General features: G+C 66.6%; 18 protein-coding genes and 1 riboswitch. Of the genes, 8 read left to right on the forward strand and 10 right to left on the reverse strand.

Annotation, left to right across the window (positions count from 1 at the left end; translation table 11 throughout):
- The first annotated feature begins 332 nt into the window (after nucleotides 1-332).
- The 5 genes from dctP to ACZIYR_RS15445 all read left to right on the forward strand — a co-directional run bounded on the left by dctP (nucleotide 333) and on the right by ACZIYR_RS15445 (nucleotide 4,221).
- Complete coding sequence (gene dctP / locus ACZIYR_RS15425) at nucleotides 333-1,352, forward strand: TRAP transporter substrate-binding protein DctP (RefSeq protein ID WP_473034652.1); 1,020 nt, start codon at nucleotides 333-335, stop codon at nucleotides 1,350-1,352.
- Nucleotides 1,345-1,890, forward strand: a complete 546-nt coding sequence (locus ACZIYR_RS15430) for a TRAP transporter small permease subunit (protein WP_473034653.1) — start codon at nucleotides 1,345-1,347, stop codon at nucleotides 1,888-1,890. The genes dctP and ACZIYR_RS15430 overlap by 8 nt, the downstream gene beginning before the upstream one ends.
- 79 nt (nucleotides 1,891-1,969) lie before the next feature.
- A complete protein-coding gene (locus ACZIYR_RS15435) occupies nucleotides 1,970-3,289 on the forward strand; it encodes a TRAP transporter large permease (RefSeq protein ID WP_473034654.1) in 1,320 nt (439 codons plus the stop codon).
- A 144-nt stretch (nucleotides 3,290-3,433) separates the two neighbouring features.
- Entirely contained in the window at nucleotides 3,434-3,712 is a 279-nt protein-coding gene (locus ACZIYR_RS15440) for an XRE family transcriptional regulator (protein ID WP_473034655.1), read from the forward strand.
- A 137-nt stretch (nucleotides 3,713-3,849) separates the two neighbouring features.
- The gene (locus ACZIYR_RS15445; RefSeq protein WP_483527313.1) at nucleotides 3,850-4,221 is read left to right on the forward strand and encodes a DUF5362 family protein; all 372 of its coding nucleotides are present in this window, start codon (nucleotides 3,850-3,852) and stop codon (nucleotides 4,219-4,221) included.
- An 81-nt stretch (nucleotides 4,222-4,302) separates the two neighbouring features.
- Here ACZIYR_RS15445 and ACZIYR_RS15450 read toward each other — a convergent pair whose 3' ends face one another.
- The 4 genes from ACZIYR_RS15450 to ACZIYR_RS15465 all read right to left on the reverse strand — a co-directional run bounded on the left by ACZIYR_RS15450 (nucleotide 4,303) and on the right by ACZIYR_RS15465 (nucleotide 10,304).
- Nucleotides 4,303-6,345, reverse strand: coding sequence for a diguanylate cyclase (locus tag ACZIYR_RS15450; RefSeq protein WP_483527314.1), 2,043 nt, complete (start codon nucleotides 6,343-6,345; stop codon nucleotides 4,303-4,305).
- Between the two features lie 103 nt (nucleotides 6,346-6,448).
- Nucleotides 6,449-8,137 carry a dihydroxy-acid dehydratase gene (gene ilvD / locus ACZIYR_RS15455; protein WP_483527315.1) on the reverse strand — a complete coding sequence of 563 codons (1,689 nt, stop codon included), beginning with the start codon at nucleotides 8,135-8,137 and terminating at the stop codon, nucleotides 6,449-6,451.
- Between the two features lie 68 nt (nucleotides 8,138-8,205).
- Nucleotides 8,206-8,901 carry a TenA family protein gene (locus ACZIYR_RS15460; RefSeq protein ID WP_483527316.1) on the reverse strand — a complete coding sequence of 232 codons (696 nt, stop codon included), beginning with the start codon at nucleotides 8,899-8,901 and terminating at the stop codon, nucleotides 8,206-8,208.
- The gene (locus ACZIYR_RS15465; protein ID WP_483527317.1) at nucleotides 8,898-10,304 is read right to left on the reverse strand and encodes a sodium:solute symporter family transporter; all 1,407 of its coding nucleotides are present in this window, start codon (nucleotides 10,302-10,304) and stop codon (nucleotides 8,898-8,900) included. Before ACZIYR_RS15465 ends, ACZIYR_RS15460 begins: the two co-directional genes overlap by 4 nt.
- Nucleotides 10,294-10,411: riboswitch (TPP riboswitch) on the reverse strand. It overlaps the preceding gene by 11 nt.
- Before the next feature lie 149 nt (nucleotides 10,412-10,560).
- Between ACZIYR_RS15465 and ACZIYR_RS15470 the strand changes: the two genes are divergently transcribed.
- On the forward strand, nucleotides 10,561-11,238 hold the full coding sequence (locus ACZIYR_RS15470) for a hypothetical protein (RefSeq protein WP_473034673.1): 678 nt from the start codon (nucleotides 10,561-10,563) through the stop codon (nucleotides 11,236-11,238).
- A 9-nt stretch (nucleotides 11,239-11,247) separates the two neighbouring features.
- Here ACZIYR_RS15470 and ACZIYR_RS15475 read toward each other — a convergent pair whose 3' ends face one another.
- Together ACZIYR_RS15475 and ACZIYR_RS15480 are read right to left on the reverse strand one after the other, a co-directional pair.
- Nucleotides 11,248-11,835: a peroxidase-related enzyme gene (locus ACZIYR_RS15475; protein WP_473034674.1), complete on the reverse strand. Its 588-nt coding sequence runs from the start codon at nucleotides 11,833-11,835 to the stop codon at nucleotides 11,248-11,250.
- 279 nt (nucleotides 11,836-12,114) lie between these two features.
- Nucleotides 12,115-13,614 (reverse strand): CoA-acylating methylmalonate-semialdehyde dehydrogenase, encoded by a 1,500-nt coding sequence (locus ACZIYR_RS15480; protein ID WP_473034675.1) that lies wholly within the window; start codon nucleotides 13,612-13,614, stop codon nucleotides 12,115-12,117.
- A 207-nt stretch (nucleotides 13,615-13,821) separates the two neighbouring features.
- Here ACZIYR_RS15480 and ACZIYR_RS15485 point away from each other — a divergent pair, with 207 nt between their 5' ends.
- Together ACZIYR_RS15485 and katG are read left to right on the forward strand one after the other, a co-directional pair.
- Nucleotides 13,822-14,763, forward strand: coding sequence for a LysR family transcriptional regulator (locus ACZIYR_RS15485; protein WP_483527318.1), 942 nt, complete (start codon nucleotides 13,822-13,824; stop codon nucleotides 14,761-14,763).
- A gap of 244 nt (nucleotides 14,764-15,007) precedes the next feature.
- Nucleotides 15,008-17,188 carry a catalase/peroxidase HPI gene (gene katG / locus ACZIYR_RS15490; protein WP_483527319.1) on the forward strand — a complete coding sequence of 727 codons (2,181 nt, stop codon included), beginning with the start codon at nucleotides 15,008-15,010 and terminating at the stop codon, nucleotides 17,186-17,188.
- 139 nt (nucleotides 17,189-17,327) lie between these two features.
- Here katG and ACZIYR_RS15495 read toward each other — a convergent pair whose 3' ends face one another.
- The 4 genes from ACZIYR_RS15495 to ACZIYR_RS15510 all read right to left on the reverse strand — a co-directional run bounded on the left by ACZIYR_RS15495 (nucleotide 17,328) and on the right by ACZIYR_RS15510 (nucleotide 21,784).
- Nucleotides 17,328-18,803, reverse strand: coding sequence for a protein adenylyltransferase SelO (locus ACZIYR_RS15495; protein WP_483527320.1), 1,476 nt, complete (start codon nucleotides 18,801-18,803; stop codon nucleotides 17,328-17,330).
- A 153-nt stretch (nucleotides 18,804-18,956) separates the two neighbouring features.
- Nucleotides 18,957-20,222, reverse strand: a complete 1,266-nt coding sequence (locus ACZIYR_RS15500; RefSeq protein WP_483527321.1) for a TRAP transporter large permease — start codon at nucleotides 20,220-20,222, stop codon at nucleotides 18,957-18,959.
- Nucleotides 20,219-20,785: a TRAP transporter small permease gene (locus ACZIYR_RS15505; protein ID WP_483527322.1), complete on the reverse strand. Its 567-nt coding sequence runs from the start codon at nucleotides 20,783-20,785 to the stop codon at nucleotides 20,219-20,221. Before ACZIYR_RS15505 ends, ACZIYR_RS15500 begins: the two co-directional genes overlap by 4 nt.
- 15 nt (nucleotides 20,786-20,800) lie before the next feature.
- Nucleotides 20,801-21,784 carry a TRAP transporter substrate-binding protein gene (locus ACZIYR_RS15510; protein WP_483527323.1) on the reverse strand — a complete coding sequence of 328 codons (984 nt, stop codon included), beginning with the start codon at nucleotides 21,782-21,784 and terminating at the stop codon, nucleotides 20,801-20,803.
- Nucleotides 21,785-21,836: the final 52 nt, after the last annotated feature.

A 21,836-nucleotide genomic window follows, 5' to 3' on the forward strand; every position in this document is an offset into this window, starting at 1 on the left:
CGGGCTCACGTCAAAGCCGGGTACCAAACCGGCACAGGACAATTGGTCCATTTTTCGCAGGCACTGGTCCATAGGCAGCCCTTGCCTTTGCTGCTAGCGTTCTCTCGACGCCTGAGGTGCACGGCAAGCGGTGGGCTGCGGCTCGAGCGCCATTCGAGCGAGTCGTTGCAGGGAAATCGCGCCGCCGAAAATATAGACATAATGCGGAAATTTGTATGATCTCAATTTCTGTCTTATGCTCAAATCGAATCGCCGATGCACACTCGGCATCATGGCTAGGGCCAATATCCAGACAACGAACAATCCGACAACCCGATCATGAAGAGGCCTCAATGAAGCTTTCCACTCTGTTCAAAGGCACCCTGAGCACCACCATCGCGGCATCCCTGGTCGCCAGCCAGCTAGCGTATGCCGACAATGTCCGCCTGCGGATGCACACCTTCTACGGCACCGAGGTCGATTCCATCGCCGCCGACCTGCGCGACCGCGTCAGCGAGGCCAGCGACGGCTCCATTCGCATCCAGTTCTTCCGCGGTGGCGAACTGGTCGACAGCGACCAGTTCGTTGACGCCGTGGCTCGCGGCACCATCGATATCGCCCACGGTGTCGGCAGCTACTGGCCGGGGCGCGTCGGCATCGGCATCGTCGAGGGCGGCCTGCCGGGCGCCTGGGTCAACGCCGACGAGGCCCGCGACATCTTCGCCAACCAGGGGCTCGACGAGCTGATCGCGGAAGCCTACGAGGAGCAGGGCGTCAAGCTGATCGGCCGCGGCTTCGGCAGCGACTACGGCCTGCTGACCCGCGAACCGGTCTCGAGCCTCGAGGATCTGCGCTCCATGCGCATCCGCGCGACGAGCTCGATCGCCACCGTGCTGGAAGCCTTCGACATCCCCACCGTCTTCCTGCCCGGCGAAGAGCTCTACGTGGCCCTCTCCACCGGCGTCATCGACGGGGCCGTCTACGGCGGACCGGTAGAGTACGAGCAGCTCAAGCTGCACGAAGTCGCCGAGCACTATACCGACATCAATCTGCTCAACCCCGGCTGGACCGAAAACGCCCTGATCAACCCGCGCACCTGGGAAGGCCTCAGCGAGGAGCAGCAGAGCATCCTGACCGAGGCCATCGACCAGTACCTGCTGGACGTGCATAACTGGCTGGAAGAGGGCAACCAGCGCATCATCGACGAAGGGGAGCTCTTCGAGTTCGCCACGCTTCCGGAAGACGACTCCCGGCGCCTGGCCGAGGCCTCACTGCCCATCTGGGAAGCGGAAGCCGAGAAGTCCGAGCGCAACGCGCGTGCCGTCGAGATCCTGATCAACAACGCTATCGAGCAAGGACGTTTGAGTGAGTAAAGTCACCCGCTACCTGAGGGTGCAGGATGGCCTTTCCGACTGGGTCGGAAGGGCCGTCTCCTGGCTGACGCTGGGCATCATCGGGGTGCTGATCTATGAGGTCGTGGCTCGCTACCTGCTCAACTCCCCCACCATCTGGGGACATGAGCTGTCGACCATGTTCTTCGGCGCCCTGAGCATCCTGGCGGGAAGCTACACCCTTCGCCATCACGGCCACGTGCGCAGCGACGTCATCTATCGCCTGCTTCCGTTCCGTGTCCAGGCCTTCTGCGATGTGGTGATCTTCAGCCTGGCGCTGGTGGTACTGGCGGTGGTCCTCCATATGGCGGTGGATTTCGCCTATCACTCCTGGCGCATCGGTGAGTTTTCCAACCGCAGCGTGTGGCGTCCTCCCCTGTGGCCGATCAAGGCGACCATTCCCCTGGCCGTGGCCCTGATGATGCTGCAGTGCCTGGCCGAGCTGGTACGGGCGGCCCTTCGCCTGGCGGGCTTCGCCTATCAGGACCCCCGCGACGACCAGGAAGACGCCGCTCTCTAGCCAACACCTCCTGAGCGCCGCTTCCCATACGCTTCACGACAGACACGCTCGACCGGCGTGTCTCACATAGAGCTTGCTTATGGCTGAACTAGAGCCCCTGACAATCACCGCCATCATGTTTCTCTCCATGCTGGTGCTCATGGCGATGGGGGCCCCGCTGGCCCTGGCGCTGATGATCTCCGGGATGGGCAGCGCCTACCTGATGTTCGGTCCCGGCGGTCTGGACCTGCTGCTGGCCTCCGCCTATAGCGCCATGGACAACTTCCTGCTGGTGTCCCTGCCGCTGTTCATCTTCATGGGCCTGGTACTCGAACGATCCGGGATCACCGACGCCCTCTTCGACATGATCCACAAGCTGATGGGCAGCATCCCCGGCGGGCTCGGCGTTGGCACGGTACTGATCTGCGCGCTGATCGCCGCCATGGCCGGCGTTTCCGGCGCGGCGACCGTCAGCCTGGGAATCATCGCCCTGCCGGCCATGCTCAAGCGTGGCTATCACAAGCGCCTGGTCACCGGCACCATCATGGCCGGCGGCGCCCTGGGCTTTCTGATCCCGCCCAGCGTGCTGATGATCGTCTACGCCTTCCTGGCCCGTGAATCGGTAGGCAAGCTGTTCGCGGCGGGGCTGATGCCCGGCCTGATGCTGGCCGCCATCTACATGGCGTTCATCCTGATCCGCTGCCGTCTCAATCCCGAGCTAGGGCCCGCCGCCCCCGCCGAAGAGCGCTTCACCGCCAAGGAGAAGCTCCAGTCGCTGCGCCACATCATCGCACCGGGCCTGCTGGTGGTGACGGTACTCGGCTGCATCATCGGTGGCGTGACCTCTCCTTCCGAGGCTTCTGCCGTGGGGGCCGGCGGTGCCCTGCTGATCGCGGCCATGCGCGGCAAGCTGAGCTGGAAGCTGCTGCGCTACGTGATGCTCAATACCACCAAGATCACCGGGATGCTGATCTGGATCGCCATTGCCGCGGTTTTCTTCAGCCGCATCTATATGGGCCTGGGCGCGGGCATGATCATCAGCGACATCGTTCACGACTTCGCCCTGTCGCCCTATACCGTGATCATCTTCATGCTGCTCAGCTTCTTCCTGCTCGGCATGTTCCTGGATGATTTTGCGATCCTCTTCATCACGGTTCCCCTCTACGTGCCCATCGTGCGGGAGCTTGGCTTCGACACCACCTGGTTTGCGGTGCTGTTCATCCTCAGTATGCAGTCCGCCTACCTGACGCCACCCTTCGGCTACAACCTCTTCTATATGAGGTCGGTCACGCCCAAGTCGATCACCATCGTCGACATCTACCGCTCGGCCCTGCCCTTCGTGGCGTTGCAGATCCTCGGCCTGGCGCTGATCGTCGCCTTCCCGAGCATCGCCCTGTGGCTGCCCGAACGACTCTTCTAAGCCTCACCGCGGGGGCCAGCCAGACCCCCGCGCCCTCCACCGGCGCCTCCTTCCCGCTGCCACCAACGCATCAGCGAATCGACACTGGCAAAATTCCTGAAAAGCCCCCATGATGGGGATGTCGAAATCGCCCAATGGAGCATCATGAGCACGGCACGCCATACCATCAGCGCGGAGCGCAACGAACCTCCGCCTAGATGCCCTGACCTCGACGTCAGGGACCTGGAAAAACGTACACGCCTCATGCGCATCGTGACTCGGCTGATCGCCGTGTCCGATCTCGGTAGTAGAGAGATCGCCCGTCGAGCCGGGCTGCCGGCCCAGAAGATCAGCGACCTGCTGGCCGGACGGCTGGAACACCTCTCGGTAGATGAGCTGCGCCTCGTGCATCGCACCATCGACCCGGAGGGTGGCTCCCACTAGCCCTTACGCTCACGCCCTCATACCCTCGCCTCGTCACGACGGGGCGCCTTGCACTCCCCCTTCATAGGCAGGGGGACGCACAGCGCCGCGGCTGCTAGAGTCGCGGGCGTCAAGGCAATCACAACAGGGAGCGTTACATGGAATCCAACACCCCCCAAGAGCCACTTCGCGACCTTATCGAGCCCCTCTACCGGGGCAAGTTCTGGATGCAGCTTACCGGTGTGATGCTGATTCTCTCGGGACTGATGACCGCGCTGTCGATTGTCGGCCTGATCGTCGCCTGGATTCCGATCTGGGGGGGCTGGGTGCTGATGCAGGCCGCCGGCGCCACCGGACGGGTCTATGAGAGTGGCGACCATCTCGAGATGAAGCACGCCATGCGCAAGCTCAAGACCTACTTCACCATCTTCGGCGTGCTGATCCTGATCTACCTGGTCATCGCCGTGGTTGGCCTGCTGTTCGGCGCCATCGGCATGGGCGGCATGATGGGAGGCATGGGCGGCATGTAAGCCTTCTCCGCCCAACTCCAGCTCTACGACAGCGCCCCTGGCGGGGATCCGCCAGGGGCGCTGTCGTCGTTGGCTCAGCGATCAGTCCGGCAGCCCCGCCGCCCGGTCAGGCATAGCCGCGCCGGCCTGGTGCGTGCCGCGACCCGGTACCGGCGGAGTAGCGGTTGACGCCGGCTCGGCGCTGCAGAGGCGGTTTCGGCCCTCAGCCTTGGCCCGATACAGGGCGGCATCGAGGCGCTTCAGCCAGCGCGACTCCGGCTCATCCGGGGCAATCTCCGCCACGCCGAAGCTGCTGGTCACGCGGGGGACGGGGTCGAAATCTGCCGTCTCGATCGCCTGGCGCAGTCGCTCCCCCAGGATCATGGCGCCCGACAAGTCCGTATCCGGCAGCAGAAGCATGAACTCCTCGCCGCCCCAGCGCGCCAACACATCCGCCTCGCGCAGGTGCTCCTTGCAGATCGCCACCAGCTTGCGCAGCACCTCGTCGCCGATGCTGTGCCCGAAGCCATCGTTGACCCATTTGAAATGGTCCAGATCCAGCATGACCAGGCTCAGCGGGCGCCCGCTCCGGCGCACCATGACACGCTCACGCTCCAGCAGGGAGAGAAAGCGCCCGCGGTTGACCGCACCGGTGAGGGGATCGTGGCCGGCGAGATGCTCCAGCTCGGCCTGATAGTGCTTGGTCTGGCTGATATCGCGCATGATGGTGGCGATGCTGTCCGGCTCGCCATGCTCATCGCGCCTGGCCACGATCAGCTGCGACACCGGCAGTTCTCCCCGAGACGTCAGCAGCGCCGTCTCCGCGTACCAGTAGCCATGGCGCTGGGCGAAGGGGATGCCCTGCTCCTCGATCAGCCGCTGCGCCCACTCCGGGTGCGCCACCGAGAGGGCCTCGGGAAGGCGATCGGGCAGTTCCCCCAGCAGACGCTGTCCCGCCTTGTTGAGGTAGACCACCCGCTGCTTGGCGTCGGTGATGGAGACGAAGTCCGGGGAGGCATCCAGCAGGTGGGTCAGACGCTCCGTCAGCACCTGTGCCTCCTTGCGAGCGGTCACGTCCTCCATGACGCCATCGAACACCAGGCTGCCATCCGGCTCGGTCCGCGCCCGCGCGGTCACTTCGACCCAGATCGGCCGTCCCTTCAGCGAACGCAGCCGCAGCGGCCAGCGGTTGACTGCCCCTTCGCGCAGCAGTGTCTCGCTGAAAGCCTCACGCTGATCGGGCGCGTCATACAGCCGGGCAATGGGCACCGCCAGGAGCTCCTCCTGGGACTCGGCCTCGAAGATCGAAAGCATGGCCCGGTTGACGGTGATGAAGCGCCCCTCGGGCCCGGGGGTGTTGCGGTAGACGCCCACCGGCAGGTGGCAAAACAGTTCGTGATCCACCTCCAGCTCGGCCTGATAGCGCTTTTCAGCGGTGACATCGACGATGATGGAGTGCAGATAGTGGCGCTCGCCCACCGTGACCGGTCCGGAGTAGACATGCACGTCGCGCCGCTCGCCCGAGGCAGTTCGGTGGCAAAACTCGAAGAACAGCTGATGGCAGGCCCGCGCTTCGGCCATTCGTGCCCGTATCTCATCGGGGCCAAGGCAGTTGATCTCGGCGATGTTCATCCGCTTGAGCTCGCCCAGCGAGTAGCCATAGAAGGCGGCCGCCGCCGGATTGGCATCGACGATGCGCCCGTCGAGCGGGTCGATCAGCAGCTTCACCGCCGGGTTGGTGCTGAACATCTCCCGGTAGAGCGAGACCTGATCGACGTCGTCTCGCCAGAGCGGCGCGAGCAGCGTCAGTTGAATGGCCGGACCTCCCTGCCAGGCCAGGCGGCTGGCACGCACCTCGGCGAACGTCTGGCCGGTCAGGGTGGTAAAGGGACCCTGAGAGTGATCCTCAGGCCCGCCTTCGCCCAGCGCCGACCAGCCCTCGCGAATAGTTCGGCAGTCCGCAGCGCTCCACAGCTGCGCCAGGCTCGCCCGCTCACCGGCCATCGCTGGCTCGAAAAGCCCCAGCGCCGCCTCGTTGGCAAACTGGATGTCGCCTTCACCATCCACCACCAACACCGGCACGGGTAGTCCCCTCACCAGGGATTCGAACGGGCCGGCATCAGGGGCGGCGCCAGGGTCTATCATTGATTTTCCTTTCCCAAACGGACTATATCGACATTATTACAAATAATAACATGACTTCACACTTGGGTCACTCACGGGCCCGACGACGCCACTCGCCTGCTCCTCACGGCTGCCAATCGGTCACCGCCCCCGTCGAGGCGGAGCTGACCTGAGCGGCGTATTTGGCCAGCACCCCGCGGGTATAGCGCGGCGCCGGCTGTTGCCAGGCGGCGCGGCGGCGCATCAGCTCCTCGTCGGTGAGGTCGACGTCGATGGTATCGGCCTCGGCGTCGATGGTGATCACATCGCCATCCTCCACCAGCGCCAGGGGGCCGCCGTCGAAGGCCTCCGGGGTCACGTGGCCCACCACGAAGCCGTGGCTGCCGCCGGAGAAGCGCCCGTCGGTGATCAGCGCCACCTCGCTGCCGAGCCCCCGGCCCATGATCGCCGAGGTCGGCGTGAGCATCTCGCGCATGCCGGGCCCGCCCCTTGGCCCCTCGTAGCGGATCACCACCACGTCGCCGGCCACCACGGTGCCGTCGTTGATGCGCGCCTGGGCCTCCTCCTCGGAGCCGAACACCCGGGCGGTGCCGGAGAAGCGCGTGCCCTCCTTGCCGGTGATCTTGGCCACCGCCCCCTCCGGCGCCAGGTTGCCGTGCAGGATGCGCAGGTGGCTCTCGGCCTTCACCGGACGATCCAGCGCCGCGATGATCTGCTGGTCGTCGGGATAGGGGGTGACGCTCGCCAGGTTCTCGGCCAGGGTCCTGCCGGTCACCGTCAGGCAGTCGCCGTGGAGCAGGCCGGCGTCGAGCAGGGTCTTCATCAGCGGCTGGATGCCGCCGATGGCCACCAGCTCGCTCATCATGTAGTGGCCGCTGGGACGCAGGTCCGCCACCACCGGGACGCGCTTGCCGATGCGGGTGAAGTCCTCGAGGGCGAGATCCACCCCGACGGTGCGAGCCATGCCGATCAGGTGCAGCACCGCGTTGGTGGAGCCGCCCAGCGCGATCACCACGGTGATGGCATTCTCGAAGGCCTCCCGGGTCATGATGTCCGAGGGCTTGAGGTCACGTTCGAGCAGCTCGAGCACCGCGGCCCCCGCCGCCTCGCAGTCCTCCCGCTTGTCGTTGGAGACGGCGTTCTGCGCCGAGCTGCCCGGCAGGCTCATGCCCAGCGCCTCGATGGCCGAGGCCATGGTATTGGCAGTGTACATGCCGCCGCAGGAGCCGGGGCCGGGGATCGCCGTCTCCTCGATCTGCTTGAGCTCGATCAAGTCGATATCGCCGCGGCTGTGGGCGCCCATGGCCTCGAACACCGAGACGATATCGGTGTGGCCCTTGCCGGGCAGGATAGTGCCGCCGTAGACGAAGACGCTGGGCCGGTCGAGGCGCGCCAGCCCCATCAGACAGCCCGGCATGTTCTTGTCGCAGCCGCCGATGGCCACCAGGCCGTCGAAGCCCTCACAGCCCGCCACCGTCTCGATGGAATCGGCGATCACCTCCCGCGACACCAGGGAGTACTTCATCCCCTCGGTGCCGTTGGCGATGCCGTCGGAAATGGTGATGGTGTTGAAGATCACCCCCTTGCCGCCGGCGGCGTCGGCGCCGTCCCGGGCGTGCTCGGCCAGCTCGCCGATATGGCTGTTGCAGGGCGTGACCATGCTCCAGGTGGAGGCGATGCCCACCTGGGGCTTGGCGAAGTCCTCGTCGCTGAAACCCACCGCGCGCAGCATGGCACGGCTGGCCGCCTTGCCGGGGCCGTCCACCACGGTGGAGGAGTGACGGCGGCGGGAATCTTTCGGGGTATCGCTCATGGGAGGGCTCCTCTGAAGATGGCGTGACCCTCAGAGGGTGGCCTCTCACCACCCCGCTGGCAACTAGCTCAGCGCGGCATCACGGCATCATGGAAGGCGCGTTCCTTCGCCACGGTCTCGCGGAAGCATTCGGCCATGCGGCTGAAGGCGGCGTCATCGAGCGCCTCCGCTTCCTCGTCCAGGCGGCGGCGCAGCCAGGCCACGAAGTCCTGAAAGGCGGGGTTGTCGTGCAGGTCGATCCACTCCCCCACCAGCGGGTGCAGCCCCTCGGCTCGGGTGACCCGCAGCGCCCACTCCAGGTAGATCCACTCGGTGACCACCAGGGCGGCCAGTATCTCCGCGTAGTCGCCGGTGCGGCCGGTCTCGCGCAGCAGCGCCTGGAAGTCCCGGGTCTCGGGCAGGTGGTCCGGCGCCTCGCGCTGGGCGGTGGGCACCTCGAAGGCCTCGAAGGTGCGCTGGAAGGTGTTGTTCTCGTCGCTGGTCAGCATGCCCATGAACTGTCCCAGCACCACCCGGTCCGACATGCTCGGCGCGCGGCCGATGGCGAAGCCGATCAGGGCGGTGAAGGGGTCGACGAAGCCGTAGTCCTGCACCATATAGGCGGCAAAATCGTCACCGGAAAGGCGCCCCTCGGCCATCGCATCGAAGAGCGGGTGGTTCACGGTGGCGGACCAGTCGGGCTCGCTGAGCTCGCGCAGCCAGTCGGTGATTCGCGGCGCTGCCTGTTGCGCCGCCCAGGCATTCCAGTCGGAGCGTTTCGTCACAGGGCATCTCCCTTGAGGGTGGATTGGAATCTCGCCCCCGGACGCCGCCAGGCGACCAGCAGGCTGACCAGCGTGGAGGCGACCAGCGCGCCGAGGAAAGGCGCCAGGGTCGGGATGCTGTCCGGAAAGGTGGCGGCGAGCACGCCGGCGGAGAGGCTGCCCAGGCTGATCCAGCCAGGCACGATCGCGCCTAGTAGGCCCGCCACGCCGCCGGCCACCGCCGCCAGCGGCGACATGCGCCGCCACAGGCCCAGCAGCACCGGCAGCAGGATGGCCGCACACAGCAGGTCGGCGATCAGGAAGAGACGCAGCACCGAGAAGCCCTGCAGGGCCACCCACACCACCGGCAGCATCAGCGCCACCGTGGCCAGCCGCGCCGCCCGCACCGAGAGCCCGCGCCGGCCGGAGCTGGCCACCGCCATGGAGGCGATGGCGTTCTGCAGGGTATCGACGCTGGAGGCCACCAGGGTGACCGCCAGCACCAGGGCCGGAACACCCAGCCAGGCCGGCGCGGCGGAGAGCAGCGCGAAGAAGGGAATCGGCGGCTCACCCAAGGGGAGCGCATGCATGGCCGCCAGCATACCCAGGCCGCCGATAGCCATCACCACCAGCAGGGTGCTTGCCCCGCCCAGCAGGGCCCCGCGGGCCAGGGCGCGGTCATCCTCGGCCGCCCACACCCGCTGCCAGTAGCCCTGGTGGAAGAGGTTGGCCGCGGTGACGGCGATCACCAGGGTCAGCGCCACGGAGAGCGCGTTACCGGTAGGAATGGATGGCATCACCGCCCCGGCGGGCATGGGCGGCAGCCACCACCAGGCCACACCGCCCACCACCAGCAGCAAGGCCAGCAGCAGCCAGGCCTGCCAGCGGTCGGTGGCAAGGCTCGCCCGCAGCCCGCCCAGGGTGGTGTAGACCAGGGTGACCACTGCCACCCCGAGGATCACCAGCGCCGGGGACACGTCCGAGAGCAGCGCGGCGATGGCACCGATGGCGGTGAGCTCGGCGGCCAGGAAGATCGCCATGTAGGCCACCGAGACGAAGGAGACCCATCGCCGCACTCCGGCACCGTAGCAGGACTCGGCGAATTCGCCGATACTGCGCCCTTTCGGCAGATGGCGGCGGATCGCCGGGCCGTAGAGCCCCAGCACCAGGAACGGCAACGACGAGCCGATGGCGTAGCCGGCCAGCGCCACCGGCCCCACGAAGGCGCCGATCTCCGGCGGCGCGAAGAGGATCCAGGCCCCCATGCTGGAGGCCAGGAACGACAGCCCGATGGCCTGGGCGCCCTGGGAGTTGCGGGCGGTGACGTAGTCATCGAGCAGGCCGTCGGCCCGGCGGGCCCGCAGGCCCAGGAATGCAAAGCACAAGAGCGCCGCGCCGAGCACGGCAGACGTCAGGTAGGGCATGTCGCGCTTCCTCCGCCGGTATGAACCGGATCAGGTTCCAGGGTCGGCGCTTGGCCCTCTCAGCCCCCAGTGCCGAAGCAGCTGGCGGGACTCCCCTGGCGACAGAATATTCGTGGATTGAGCCCGGTCTATGCCGGAACGTCATCATCGACCCTCAGATGCCGACTGTAAAGCCGTCGTGGCCTTCCATCGGCAGGCGCGAATGCTCATACTGGCGGCCGATGCCCGCCGTCCTGCCCCGACACGAGACACGCCCATGCCCTACCGTGAAGCCAAGGAACACGCCACCTGCCGCCTGCACGCCATCTTTGCCGACCCCTACAGCGCCTTCGAGAATCCGGTCATCGAGCGGCTACTGCATCTGCGGGTCGCCATCCAAGCGCTGGTGCTGGCCCCCATGACGAACGGCAACTTGACGCTGCGAGTCATTCACGGCTGGGAAAACGGCGGCTTCGAGCCCGCCGACCTGAAGCACAGCGATCACCCCATCGGCTCGCTCGGCGACATGCAGCAGGTGGCCGAGCGCTATCGGCAGGCCTTTCAGGCCCAGCAGCCGCTGCCCTACGATGCCGCCTCCCTGCTGGCCGCCCCGCTGGATGAGGCCATCGCACGGGCCGAAGCCGGCGGCCAGTCCCTGGACGAGGAGACCCGCACCATCCCCGCCCGCTGGCCCGCCTTTCCCCAAGGGCTGTACCTCTACACCTTCTTCAAGGTCTACCACCGCCTCATCTATGGCGAGGACGACACCTACCGCTCCATCCACTGCGAGACCCCGGACGGCCCGCGCGAGATCCACGAGTTCCATCTGGAAGAGGGCGAATTCGCCGTGGTTGCGCCCGTCGAGGGAGAAAGCGGCGCGACCGTGCTGGTGCTGCACGAAAGCCAGCTGGCGCCGGCGCTACAGCTGCTCAAGGAAGCGATCGCCAAGGCCTGATCACCCGCACTACCGCTCCCGCGGCACTCGGCCCATCAGGTAGAACTCGTCGTTGGGCGGGGTGCCGGCCAGGGTGACCAGGCGGTTGGACATGCCGAAGAAGGCGGCAATGGCGCCGATGTCCCAGATGTCGTCGAGGGTGAACCCCGCGTCGATCAGGCGGGTCTGCCAGTCATCGGTCAGCTCGCCCACCTCCAGCCCGCTATGAAAGGCAAAATCGAGCATCAGCCGGTGGCGCTCGCTCAGGCCCGCGACCCGATGATTGATGGCCACCTGGTCGGCCAGCAGCGGGTCCTTGCTGTAGATCCGCACCAGGGCGCCATGGGCCACCACGCAGTAGAGGCAGCGATTCTGGGCGCTGGTGGCCACCACGATCATCTCCTTCTCGGCCTTGGTCAGGGTGTCGGATTCCCGCTCCATCAGCGCATCGTGGTAGGCGAAGAAGGCGCGGAACTCCGCCGGCCGGTGGGCCAGCATGAGAAAGACGTTGGGCACGAATCCCGCCTTCTCCTGCACCGCCAGCATGGCGTCGCGGATGTCCTCGGGCAGGTCGTCGATGGATTCGGGTATCGGAAAGCGGCTGATGGGGGCGGTCATGGTGGCTCCTGACTGGACGATTGTTCTTGGAAACTTCCAGTTAACGTCAACGTCACCATGCTGTCCATACGATTTCCGTCTCAGGCGTACCCGAAAGGCATGGCGGCCAGCCTGACCGTTGGCGGCCACCGCAGGGGACCTGCGGCCTCCATCCGTCGAAGCGTCGAACCGCCGGCAGAGCCGGCCTCCCACAGAAAGACTGCCACGGAAGTCATGGACCGAAACGCACGCGGCCCCGCCTCTTGCGAGGCGGGGCCGCGATGCCACCGAGCGGCAGGATCAGCTCAGCGAGATGGTGCTGTTGATGCCGCTGGAGACGTTCTCCGGCTCGAACCAGCGGGCCGTGACGGTCTTGGTCTGGGTCCAGAAGGCGATGGCCTGCTTGCCGTTGGGGCCCAGGTCGCCCAGCTTCGAGCCGCGCGAGCCGGTGAAACTGAAGTAGGCCACCGGCACCGGGATCGGCACGTTGATGCCCACCTGGCCCACGTCGATGTCGGTCTCGAAGCGACGCGCCACCCAGCCGGAGTTGGTGAAGATGGAGGTGCCGTTGCCGTTGGGGTTGGCGTTGATGAACTCGATCGCCTCGTCCAGGGTGTCGACGGTCACCACGCAGAGCACCGGGCCGAAGATCTCCTCGCGATAGATGGTCATCTCCGGCTTGACGTCGGCAAAGACGGTGGGCCCGACGAAGTTGCCGTGCTCGTAGCCCGACACCTCATAGCCGCGGCCGTCCACCAGCAGCTTGGCGCCCTCCTGCTCGCCGGCGTCGATCAGGCGCACTACGCGGTCGCGGGCGGCCGGCGAGACCAGCGGCCCCAGGTCGGCGTCGCGCTGGGTGCCAGGGCCCACCTTCATGTTGCGGGCACCGTCGACGATATCGTCGAGCCACGCCTTGGCCTCGCCCACCAGCACCACCACGGAGTTGGCCATGCAGCGCTGGCCGGCGGCACCGAAGGCGGAGCCCAGCAGGTTGTTGATCGCCTGGCTGCGGTTGGCGTCGGGCATGACCACGCAGTGGTTCTTGGCGCCCATCATCGACTGCATGCGCTTGCCGGCGGCGGCGGCACGGTTGTAGAGCAGCGTGCCAACGTGGCTAGAGCCGATGAACGACAGCGCCTTGATATCGGTGTGATCGGCGATCTGGTTGGCCACGTCCGGGCCGCCGTGCACCACGTTGAGCACCCCGGCGGGAATGCCCGCCTCGTGGGCCAGCTCGACCAAGCGCATGGTGGAGCTCGGATCCTGCTCGGAGGGCTTCAGCACGAAGGTGTTGCCGGTGGCGATGGCCAGCGGGAACATGAAGCAGGGCAGCATGATCGGGAAGTTGAAGGCGGTGATGCCGGCGCCCACGCCCAGCGGCTGATTGAGGGTATAGACGTCCACCTCGCTGGCGGCGTTCTCGGCCAGCTCGCCCAGCTGCAGGGAGGTGATCGAGCAGGCGTGCTCTACCACTTCCAGGCCGCGGCCCACCTCGCCCTCGGCGTCGGGCAGGGTCTTGCCGTGCTCCTCGGTGATCAGCGCGGCCAGCTCGGCGGTGTTCTCGCGAATCAGCGCCTGCAGCTTGAGCATGATGCGCATGCGTTTGCCCAGCGGCACCTTGCGCCACTCCTTGAAGGCCGCCTTGGCACTGGCAACGGCCTGCTCCACTTCATCTGCCGTGCAAAACGGCACCCGCGCCACCACTTCCTGGGTCGCCGGGTTGACCACGTCGCGCCACTCCTGGCTCTGGGACTGGACGGGCTGGCCGTCGATGTACATGGGGATTTCGCGAACGGACATGGTGTCGTGCTCCTCTGTGGTTGGCGTGTCGGCTGTCTGGCGATGAATTGGCATTGTGGTAGTGGTCGCACCGACATTAGACTTTATGTGTATAAAAACACGAAGTACGGTGCCAACGAGTCTAGCCACTCGCCGGATACCGTGACAACGGGCACGCGGGCACATTGTTTGTGCAATAATGCACAGCCAACCGCTTCGGGAGGCACCATGCTCGACTGGCAAGATATCCAGATCTTCCTGGAGGTAGCGCGCAGCCAGCGCCTCACCGATGCCGCCCGGCGCCTGGGGGTGGATCACTCCACCCTGTCAAGGCGCACCCGCCGCTTCGAGCAGCGGCTCAACACCCAGCTGTTCGAACGCAGCACCCACGGCTACCACCTCACCGAGGCCGGCCAGCAGCTGCTCGCCCACGCCGAGGAGATGGCTCGCCACGCCTTCGAGGCCGGGGAGAGCCTCACCGACAAGAACCATCAGGTCAGCGGCCAGATCCGTCTCGGCGTGACCGAGGGCTTCGGCACCTGGGTCATCGCCCCCTTGCTCTCGGCCTTCTGCCGCCGCCACCCCGGCATCACCCTGGACCTGCTGGCCCTGCCCCGGGTGGTCAACCTCAGCCGCCATGAGGCGGACCTAGCCATCACCGTGGAGCGCCCGGCGAGCCCGGGACTGGTGATCTCGCGGCTGTGCGACTACCGGCTACGGCTCTACGGCAGCCACGACTACCTGGCCCGCCAGGGCATTCCCGACACCCTGGCCGGGCTGGGCGAGCATCGCCTGATCGGCTACGTGGACGACCTGATCTTCAGCGAGCAGCTCAGCTATCTGGAGCCGCTGCTCGACCCCGCCGTGGTGGGCCATCCCGGCCCCCACTTCTCGATCCGCAGCACCAGCGTCACCACCCAGCACGCCGCCGCCCTTCATGGCGCCGGCCTGGCGGTGCTGCCCTGCTTCATGGCCGAGCCCACGGCGGGACTCGCGCCGGTGCTGAGCAATGAGGTCGCCATCACCCGCCAGTTCTGGATCACCTCGCGCCAGGAGCAGCGCCGCCTGGCCCGGGTGCGGCTGCTGTGGGACTTCCTGCGCGAAGCGCTGGAGGCCAACCGTGCCTTCCTGATGGGCGAGGCGCGGGAGCTTCGCCTTCCCGAAGACTGAACGCCAATCGCCAGACACGGCGGACCGCTACGCCGGCTGATGATAAAGATTCGCTATCAGCACGGTCGGCAATCTCGTTTTGTGCTAATGGACACATCCCGCGTAGGTTGAGGGTTACAGGACGCAAAGCCGCAACCGTGGGCAGTTGATGACCATAGGTTGATAAGGCTCATTGCTACCCCAAACCGCCATCGACTATACAGAGGTGGCAGCTACACCAACGCAGCCATGAGTGGAGAGCGATATGGGTGATCAGCAGAACATTGGCAAGTGCCCGGTCATGCACGGCGGCAACACCGCCTCGGGCCATTCGAACATGGACTGGTGGCCGGAAGCCCTGAACCTGGACATCCTTCACCAGCACGACCGCAAGACCGACCCGATGGGCGAGGACTTCGACTATCGCGAAGAGGTCAAGAAGCTCGACTTCGAGGCGCTGAAGCAGGACATGCACGCCCTGATGACCGACAGCCAGGCGTGGTGGCCGGCCGACTGGGGCCACTACGGCGGCCTGATGATCCGCATGTCCTGGCACGCGGCGGGCACCTACCGGATCGCCGATGGCCGCGGCGGCGGCGGCACCGGTAACCAGCGCTTCGCCCCGATCAACAGCTGGCCCGACAACGCCAGCCTGGACAAGGCGCGCCGCCTGCTGTGGCCGATCAAGAAGAAGTACGGCAACAAGATCAGCTGGGCCGACCTGATCATCCTGGCCGGCAACGTGGCCTACGAGTCCATGGGCCTGAAGACCTTCGGCTTCTCCTTTGGCCGCGAAGACATCTGGCATCCCGAGAAGGATATCTACTGGGGGGCGGAGAAGGAGTGGCTGGAGCCCTCCGATACGCGCTACGGCAACGTCGAGAAGCCGGACACCCTGGAGAATCCGCTGGCCGCAGTGCAAATGGGCCTGATCTACGTCAACCCGGAAGGCGTGAACGGCAACCCCGACCCGCTCAAGACCGCCGAGCAGGTGCGCATGACCTTCAAGCGGATGGCGATGAACGACGAGGAGACCGCGGCGCTGACCGCCGGGGGCCACACCGTCGGCAAATGCCACGGCAACGGCGACGCCGAGGCCCTGGGCCCGGAGCCCGAGGCCGCCGACGTCGAGGAGCAGGGGTTTGGCTGGACCAACCCCCACATGCAGGGCAAGGCCGCCAAGGCGGTGACCTCGGGCATCGAAGGCGCCTGGACCAAGGAGCCGACGAAGTTCGACATGGGCTACTTCGAAATGCTCCTCGACCACGAATGGGAGCTGAAGAAGAGCCCCGCGGGCGCCAACCAGTGGGAGCCCGTCGACATCAAGGAGGAAGACAAGCCGGTCGACGCCAGCGACCCCTCCATTCGCCACAATCCCATCATGACCGACGCCGACATGGCGATGAAGATGGATCCCAGCTACCGGAAGTACATGGAGGCGTTCCGCAAGGACCCTGCCTACTTCCAGGACGCCTTCGCACGGGCCTGGTTCAAGCTGATCCACCGCGACATGGGGCCAAAGTCGCGCTACATCGGCCCGGATGCACCGGAAGAGGACCTGATCTGGCAGGATCCGGTACCGGCAGGCAATACCGACTACTCCGTCGAGGCGGTCAAACAGAAGATCGCCGATAGCGGCCTCCCCATTGCCGAGCTGGTCGCCACCGCCTGGGACAGCGCCCGCACCTTCCGCGGCTCCGACATGCGCGGCGGCGCCAACGGCGCGCGCATCCGCCTGGCCCCGCAGAAGGACTGGGAGGGCAACGAGCCGCAGCGCCTGGCAAAGGTGCTCAAGGTCTACGAGCGGCTTTCCAGCGAGACCGGCGCCAGCGTCGCCGACTTGATCGTGTTGGGCGGCAGCGTGGGCATCGAGCAGGCCGCCAGGGCCGCGGGCCACGATATCCTGGTGCCCTTCATTCCGGGCCGCGGCGACGCCACCGACGAGCTGACCGACGCCGAGTCCTTCGAGCCGCTGGAGCCGCTCGCCGATGGCTTCCGCAACTGGCAGAAGAAGGAGTACGTGGTCAAGCCGGAGGAGATGCTGCTCGATCGCGCCCAGCTGATGGGGCTGACCGCGCCGGAGATGACCGTGCTGGTCGGCGGCATGCGCGTGCTGGGCACCAACCATGGCGGCACCCAGCACGGGGTGTTCACCGACCGGGAGGGGCAGCTGACGAATGACTTCTTCGTCAACCTGACCGACATGAACAATGCCTGGAAGCCGGCGAGCAACAATCTCTATGAGATCCGCGACCGCAAGAGCGACCAGGTAAAGTGGACCGCCAGCCGGATCGATCTGGTGTTCGGCTCCAACTCCATCCTGCGCTCCTATGCTGAGGTCTACGCCCAGGACGACAACCAGGCGAAGTTCGTCAAGGACTTCGTCAAGGCCTGGACCAAGGTGATGAACGCCGACCGCTTCGACGTGGAAAAACTCCAGAAGTGATGGTGGCTTAAGCCAGGCACCCGCCCTGGCTTGCTGACAGAGACGCCCGGGCTCCCCGGGCGTCTTTTTTCTGGTTCATCGCTGGCTTGCGCCTCCCTTCGCCCGGCAGAGCCGGCCTCCCACATCGCACCGCGGAGCCTCAGGTCCCGCAGAAGGTGCGAAACACCCGCTCGGCGGGTTCGGCGGGGCGGGCGTACGCCTCGCGGCCGGGCTGCTCGACAAAGGGCTCGGCCAGCACCTCGCGCAGCGTCTCGAAGGGCGCGAAATCGTCCTCCTCGGCGGCACTGATGGCTTCCTGCACCCGATGATTGCGGGGAATGACCGCCGGGTTGGCGCGGCGCATGCGCCGGGCCCGCGCCTCCGGCGCCAGCGCCTCCTGGGCCAATCGCTCGCGCCAGCGCGCCAGCCATGTCTCGATGGCATCCGCCCGCTCGAACAGCGCCACCAGCGCCTCATCGGCCCGGGAGGATTCGGCGGCGTCACAGAGGCGACGAAAGGTCAGGGTGAAGTCGGCGCGTCCCCGCTGCATGGCCTCGAGCAGCCCCTCGGCGAGCGCCCTATCACCCGTCTGCGCTTCCTCGAGCCCCAGCTTGGCACGCATCACGGCCAGCCACTCCGCCTCGTACTGCTCGGGGTAGGCCTGGATCAGGGCGGTGGCCTGCTCCACGGCCCGCGCCTGTTCCTCGTCGATCAGCGGCAGCAGCGTCTCGGCGAAGCGCGCCAGGTTCCACTGGGCGATCCAGGGCTGGTTACGATAGGCATAGCGGCCCAGCTCATCGATGGAGCTGAACACCGTCTCGGGATCATAGGCCTCCATGAAGGCGCAGGGCCCGTAGTCGAGGGTCTCACCGCTGATCGTGGTGTTGTCGGTGTTCATGACGCCATGGATGAAGCCCACGCCCATCCACTTCGCCACCAGCGCCGCCTGGCGCGCCTGTACCGCTTCGATCAGCGCCAGGTAACGCTCCCCCTGAGCCAGGCGCCGCAGGTCGGGATAGTGGCGCTCGATGGCCAGGTCGGCCAGGGTGCGCAGGGCCTCGACGTCGCCGCGGGCGGCAAAGTACTGGAAGGTGCCCACCCGGAGATGGCTGGCTGCCACCCGGGTGAGGATGGCACCAGGCTCGGGCAGCCCGCGGAACACCGGCTCACCGGTGGTCACCGCGGCCAGGGCCCGGGTGGTGGGAATGCCCAGTGCGTGCATGCCCTCGCTGACCAGGTACTCGCGCAGCACGGGGCCCAACGGCGACCGGCCATCCGCCCCCCGCGAGAAGGGCGTCATCCCGGCCCCCTTGAGCTGAATGTCGCGCAGCTGCCCGTCACGGTCGGTGACTTCGCCGAGTAGCACCGCCCGGCCGTCGCCCAGCCGCGGCACGAAGTTGCCGAACTGGTGGCCGGCGTAGGCCTGGGCCAGCGGCTCGGCGCCAGGGGGCACCACGTTGCCGGCGAACCATACCGCCGCCTCCTCAGCGTCGAAGTCCGCCAGGTCGAAGCCCAGCGCCTCGGCCAGGGGCCGATTGAAGGCCACCAGCCGCGGCGCCTTCACCGGCACCGGGTCGAAGCGTTCGAAGAAGCGCGCCGGCAGGCGAGCATAGCGCAGGGTGAATCTTGGAAACATGGCGACTCCGGGCGAGGGCTGGGGCTCAGCCGGTGAATAAATACCCGAGTATAACGCTAGGAATTGTTGCTATCGAGCCGCAGGCGGCTCGCAGGAGCCCCCCTTCGGGGTCAGACCATTAAGGGGATTTAAGGGTCTGACCCCGAGGGGAGCTTAGCGCCCGATCAGCGCAGTGGTGAGCCAGGGCTGCCAGGCCAGCAGCACCAAGGTGGCGAGGCTCGCCAGCAGAAAGGGGAGCAGCGAGCGGAAGATGCGCATGGGCGAGGCGCCGGTCATGGAGGAGGCGATATAGAGCCCCGCCCCCACCGGCGGCGTCAGCAGCCCCAGCACCAGGGTCAGGCAGACCACCACCCCGAACTGGTAGGGGCTGATGCCAAACTGCTGGGTGGCGATGGGCAGCAGGATGGGCACCACCAGGATCAGGGCGGCGATGCCGTCGATGATCATCCCCACCACCAGCAGCACCGCGATCATCAGCAGCAGGAAGAGGAAGGGGTCGGTGGTCATGGCAGCGATCCAGGCCGCGGCCATCTGCGGCAGCCGCTCGTAGACGATCACCCAGCCGAACACCCCGGCGGCGGCGATCAGCATGATGACGAGCCCCGCGTTCACCGCGGTGCGCTTGAGCACCGTGGGCAGCATGGCGAAGCGCAGATCGCCGTAGAGGAAGCGCCCCAGCAGCAGGGCGGCCAGCGACGCCAGGGCCGCCGACTCCGTGGGCGTGGCCAGCCCTAGCAGAATGCCGCCGATAATGATCAGCGGAATGGCCAGCGCCGGCAGCCCCATCATCAGCGCCCGCCTGGCCTCGCCGCGGCTGGGCCAGTCGCCCTTGGGGTACTGCTTGACCAGCCCCACCACAGCGATGGCCAGGAAGAAGGTAAAGCCTAGCAGCAGCCCCGGCAGGATGCCGGCGATGAACATCTCGGCAATGGGCACCTGGGCCATCACCCCGAACAGCACGAACAGCATGGAGGGCGGGATGATCGGCGAGAGCAAGCCCCCGGCGGCGGTGATCGCCGCGCTGTAGGGCTTGTCGTAGCCCTCCCGCTCCATGGCCGGCACCATGGCGCGGGACATGATGGCGATCTGGGAGGCCGCCGAGCCGACGATGGCCGCCATCATCATATTGGCCACCAGGTTGATATAGGCGAGCCCGCCACGGAAGCCCCCCACCAGCAGCCTTGCCAGGTCGATCAGCCGGCGGGTCACGCCTCCCTCGTTCATCAGCTCGCCGGCCAGCATGAAGAGCGGGATGGCCAGCAGGCCATAGCTCTCTATCGCCCCAAAGAGCTGCTGGGGGTAGGACTCGAACAGCACGCTGTTGCCCGAGGTCTGGATATAGACCATGGCCGTGAGCGCCAGCACCAGGGCGATGGGCACGGCACCGAGCAGCAGCAGGACAAAGACCGCCACCGTCATGGCGTCGCCTCCGGTGGCGGGGGCGCCTGACCCGGGTCACGCAGGCCACGCAGGGCCTCGGTCAGGTTCACCAGCCCGTGGAAGGTGAGCGAGAGCGACAGCCAGGGCACGCAGAGCCACACCCAGAACTTGGGGATACCCAGCGTCGAGGTGCGCTCGGCATAGATGAAGTTGAATGTCTCTCCCTGGAAGGCCTGCACGTCGAAGCCGGCCTGAGCCAGCGCCAGCGGCTGGTACCAGCGCCAGCACAGCCACGCCAGCAGCACTGCGAACACCAGCACGGCAAGGTCCACGCCGGCCATCAGCAACCGACGCGAAAACCCCGGCAGCAGGTCGCTGATCAGGGTCACGGCAATTCCCTGGCGCCGCTTGAGAACGGCGCTGGCGATCAGGAAGGTCATCCAGATCATGGCGTAGATGGCCAGCTCGCTGATCCAGTAGAGCGGGCTGCCTGCAGCGCGAAAGGCCACGTTGACGAGGATCAGCAAGGTAACCGCCGCCGCGAGCGCCGCGGCGGCGGCCTCCTCCAGGCGTGCCAGGCGATCGGAGAGGCGGGAGAGCATCGGCGCGGAGACTCCTTACTGACGCAGCCGCTCGGCTTCCTCGCGCAGCGCCTCGAGCATGGGCGCCTTCTCGGCCCAGATGCCCTCCCACTCGGCGATGGCCTCGCTGAAGAACTCGGCGTCGGCCTCGACGATATTGATATCCAGCTCGCGGATCTCTTGCTCCTGGGCGGCATCCATCTCCTGGAAGCCGGTCAGGACCTGGTCGAGGTGCTCGGCCATGGTGGTCTCGATCAGCTCGCGGTCGGCCTCGTCGAGCTCGCGCCATACCCGCCCCGACACCACGCCCACCATGGGGAACATCATGTGGTTGGAAATCAGCAGATTGTCGGCCTGCTCGTAGAATTTGAGGATCAGGATCGAATCGAAGTCCATGTCGATGGCGTCCACCTGGCCGTTGGCCAGGGCATCGTAGACCTCGAGCAACGGCATCGGCGCCGGCGCCGCCCCGGTGGCGGTGTAGAAGTCACGGATCGGCTCGAAGGGGGTGATGCGCAGGCGCTGGCCACGCATGTCTTCCATGCTCTCGATGGGGCCGCGACTGAGCACCTGTCGCATGCCCACCATGCCGTAGCCGAGGCCCATCAGGCCCACGCCCTGGGGCATCAGCTCGAGCAGCTCGGCAGCGGTGTCGGAGCGCAGCAGCGCCGCGGCGTGATCCACGTCGTCTACCAGATAGGGCGCATAGAGGGCCCCAAAGTCGGGAATCCGGTTGGAGATCTCGGCGATGGTCAGAAACGCCATGTCCAGCGCGCCGGTCTGCAGCTGCTGAACCATCTGCGCCTCGTTGCCGAGCTGCTGGGCAGGAAAGACGCTGACGCTATGCTCGCCGCCGGAGCGCTCGTGCAGGTCCTCGGCAAAGGCCTCGGCCTGCTGCGACCAGAGGTGCTGGGGAGGGGTGATCAGCCCCAGGCGAAAATCCCGCGCCTGGGCGGTGAGAGAAGAAGTGGCCAGGGCAGCCGCGGCCACGGCCAGGGTCAGCGTCTTGATGCGGTTCATGGAAAGCCTCGTGTCGGTCCAGCCGGGGCAGGCGCCAGGGCCTGCCGTTCTC

Source organism: Billgrantia sp. NRB1, from assembly GCF_056921725.1.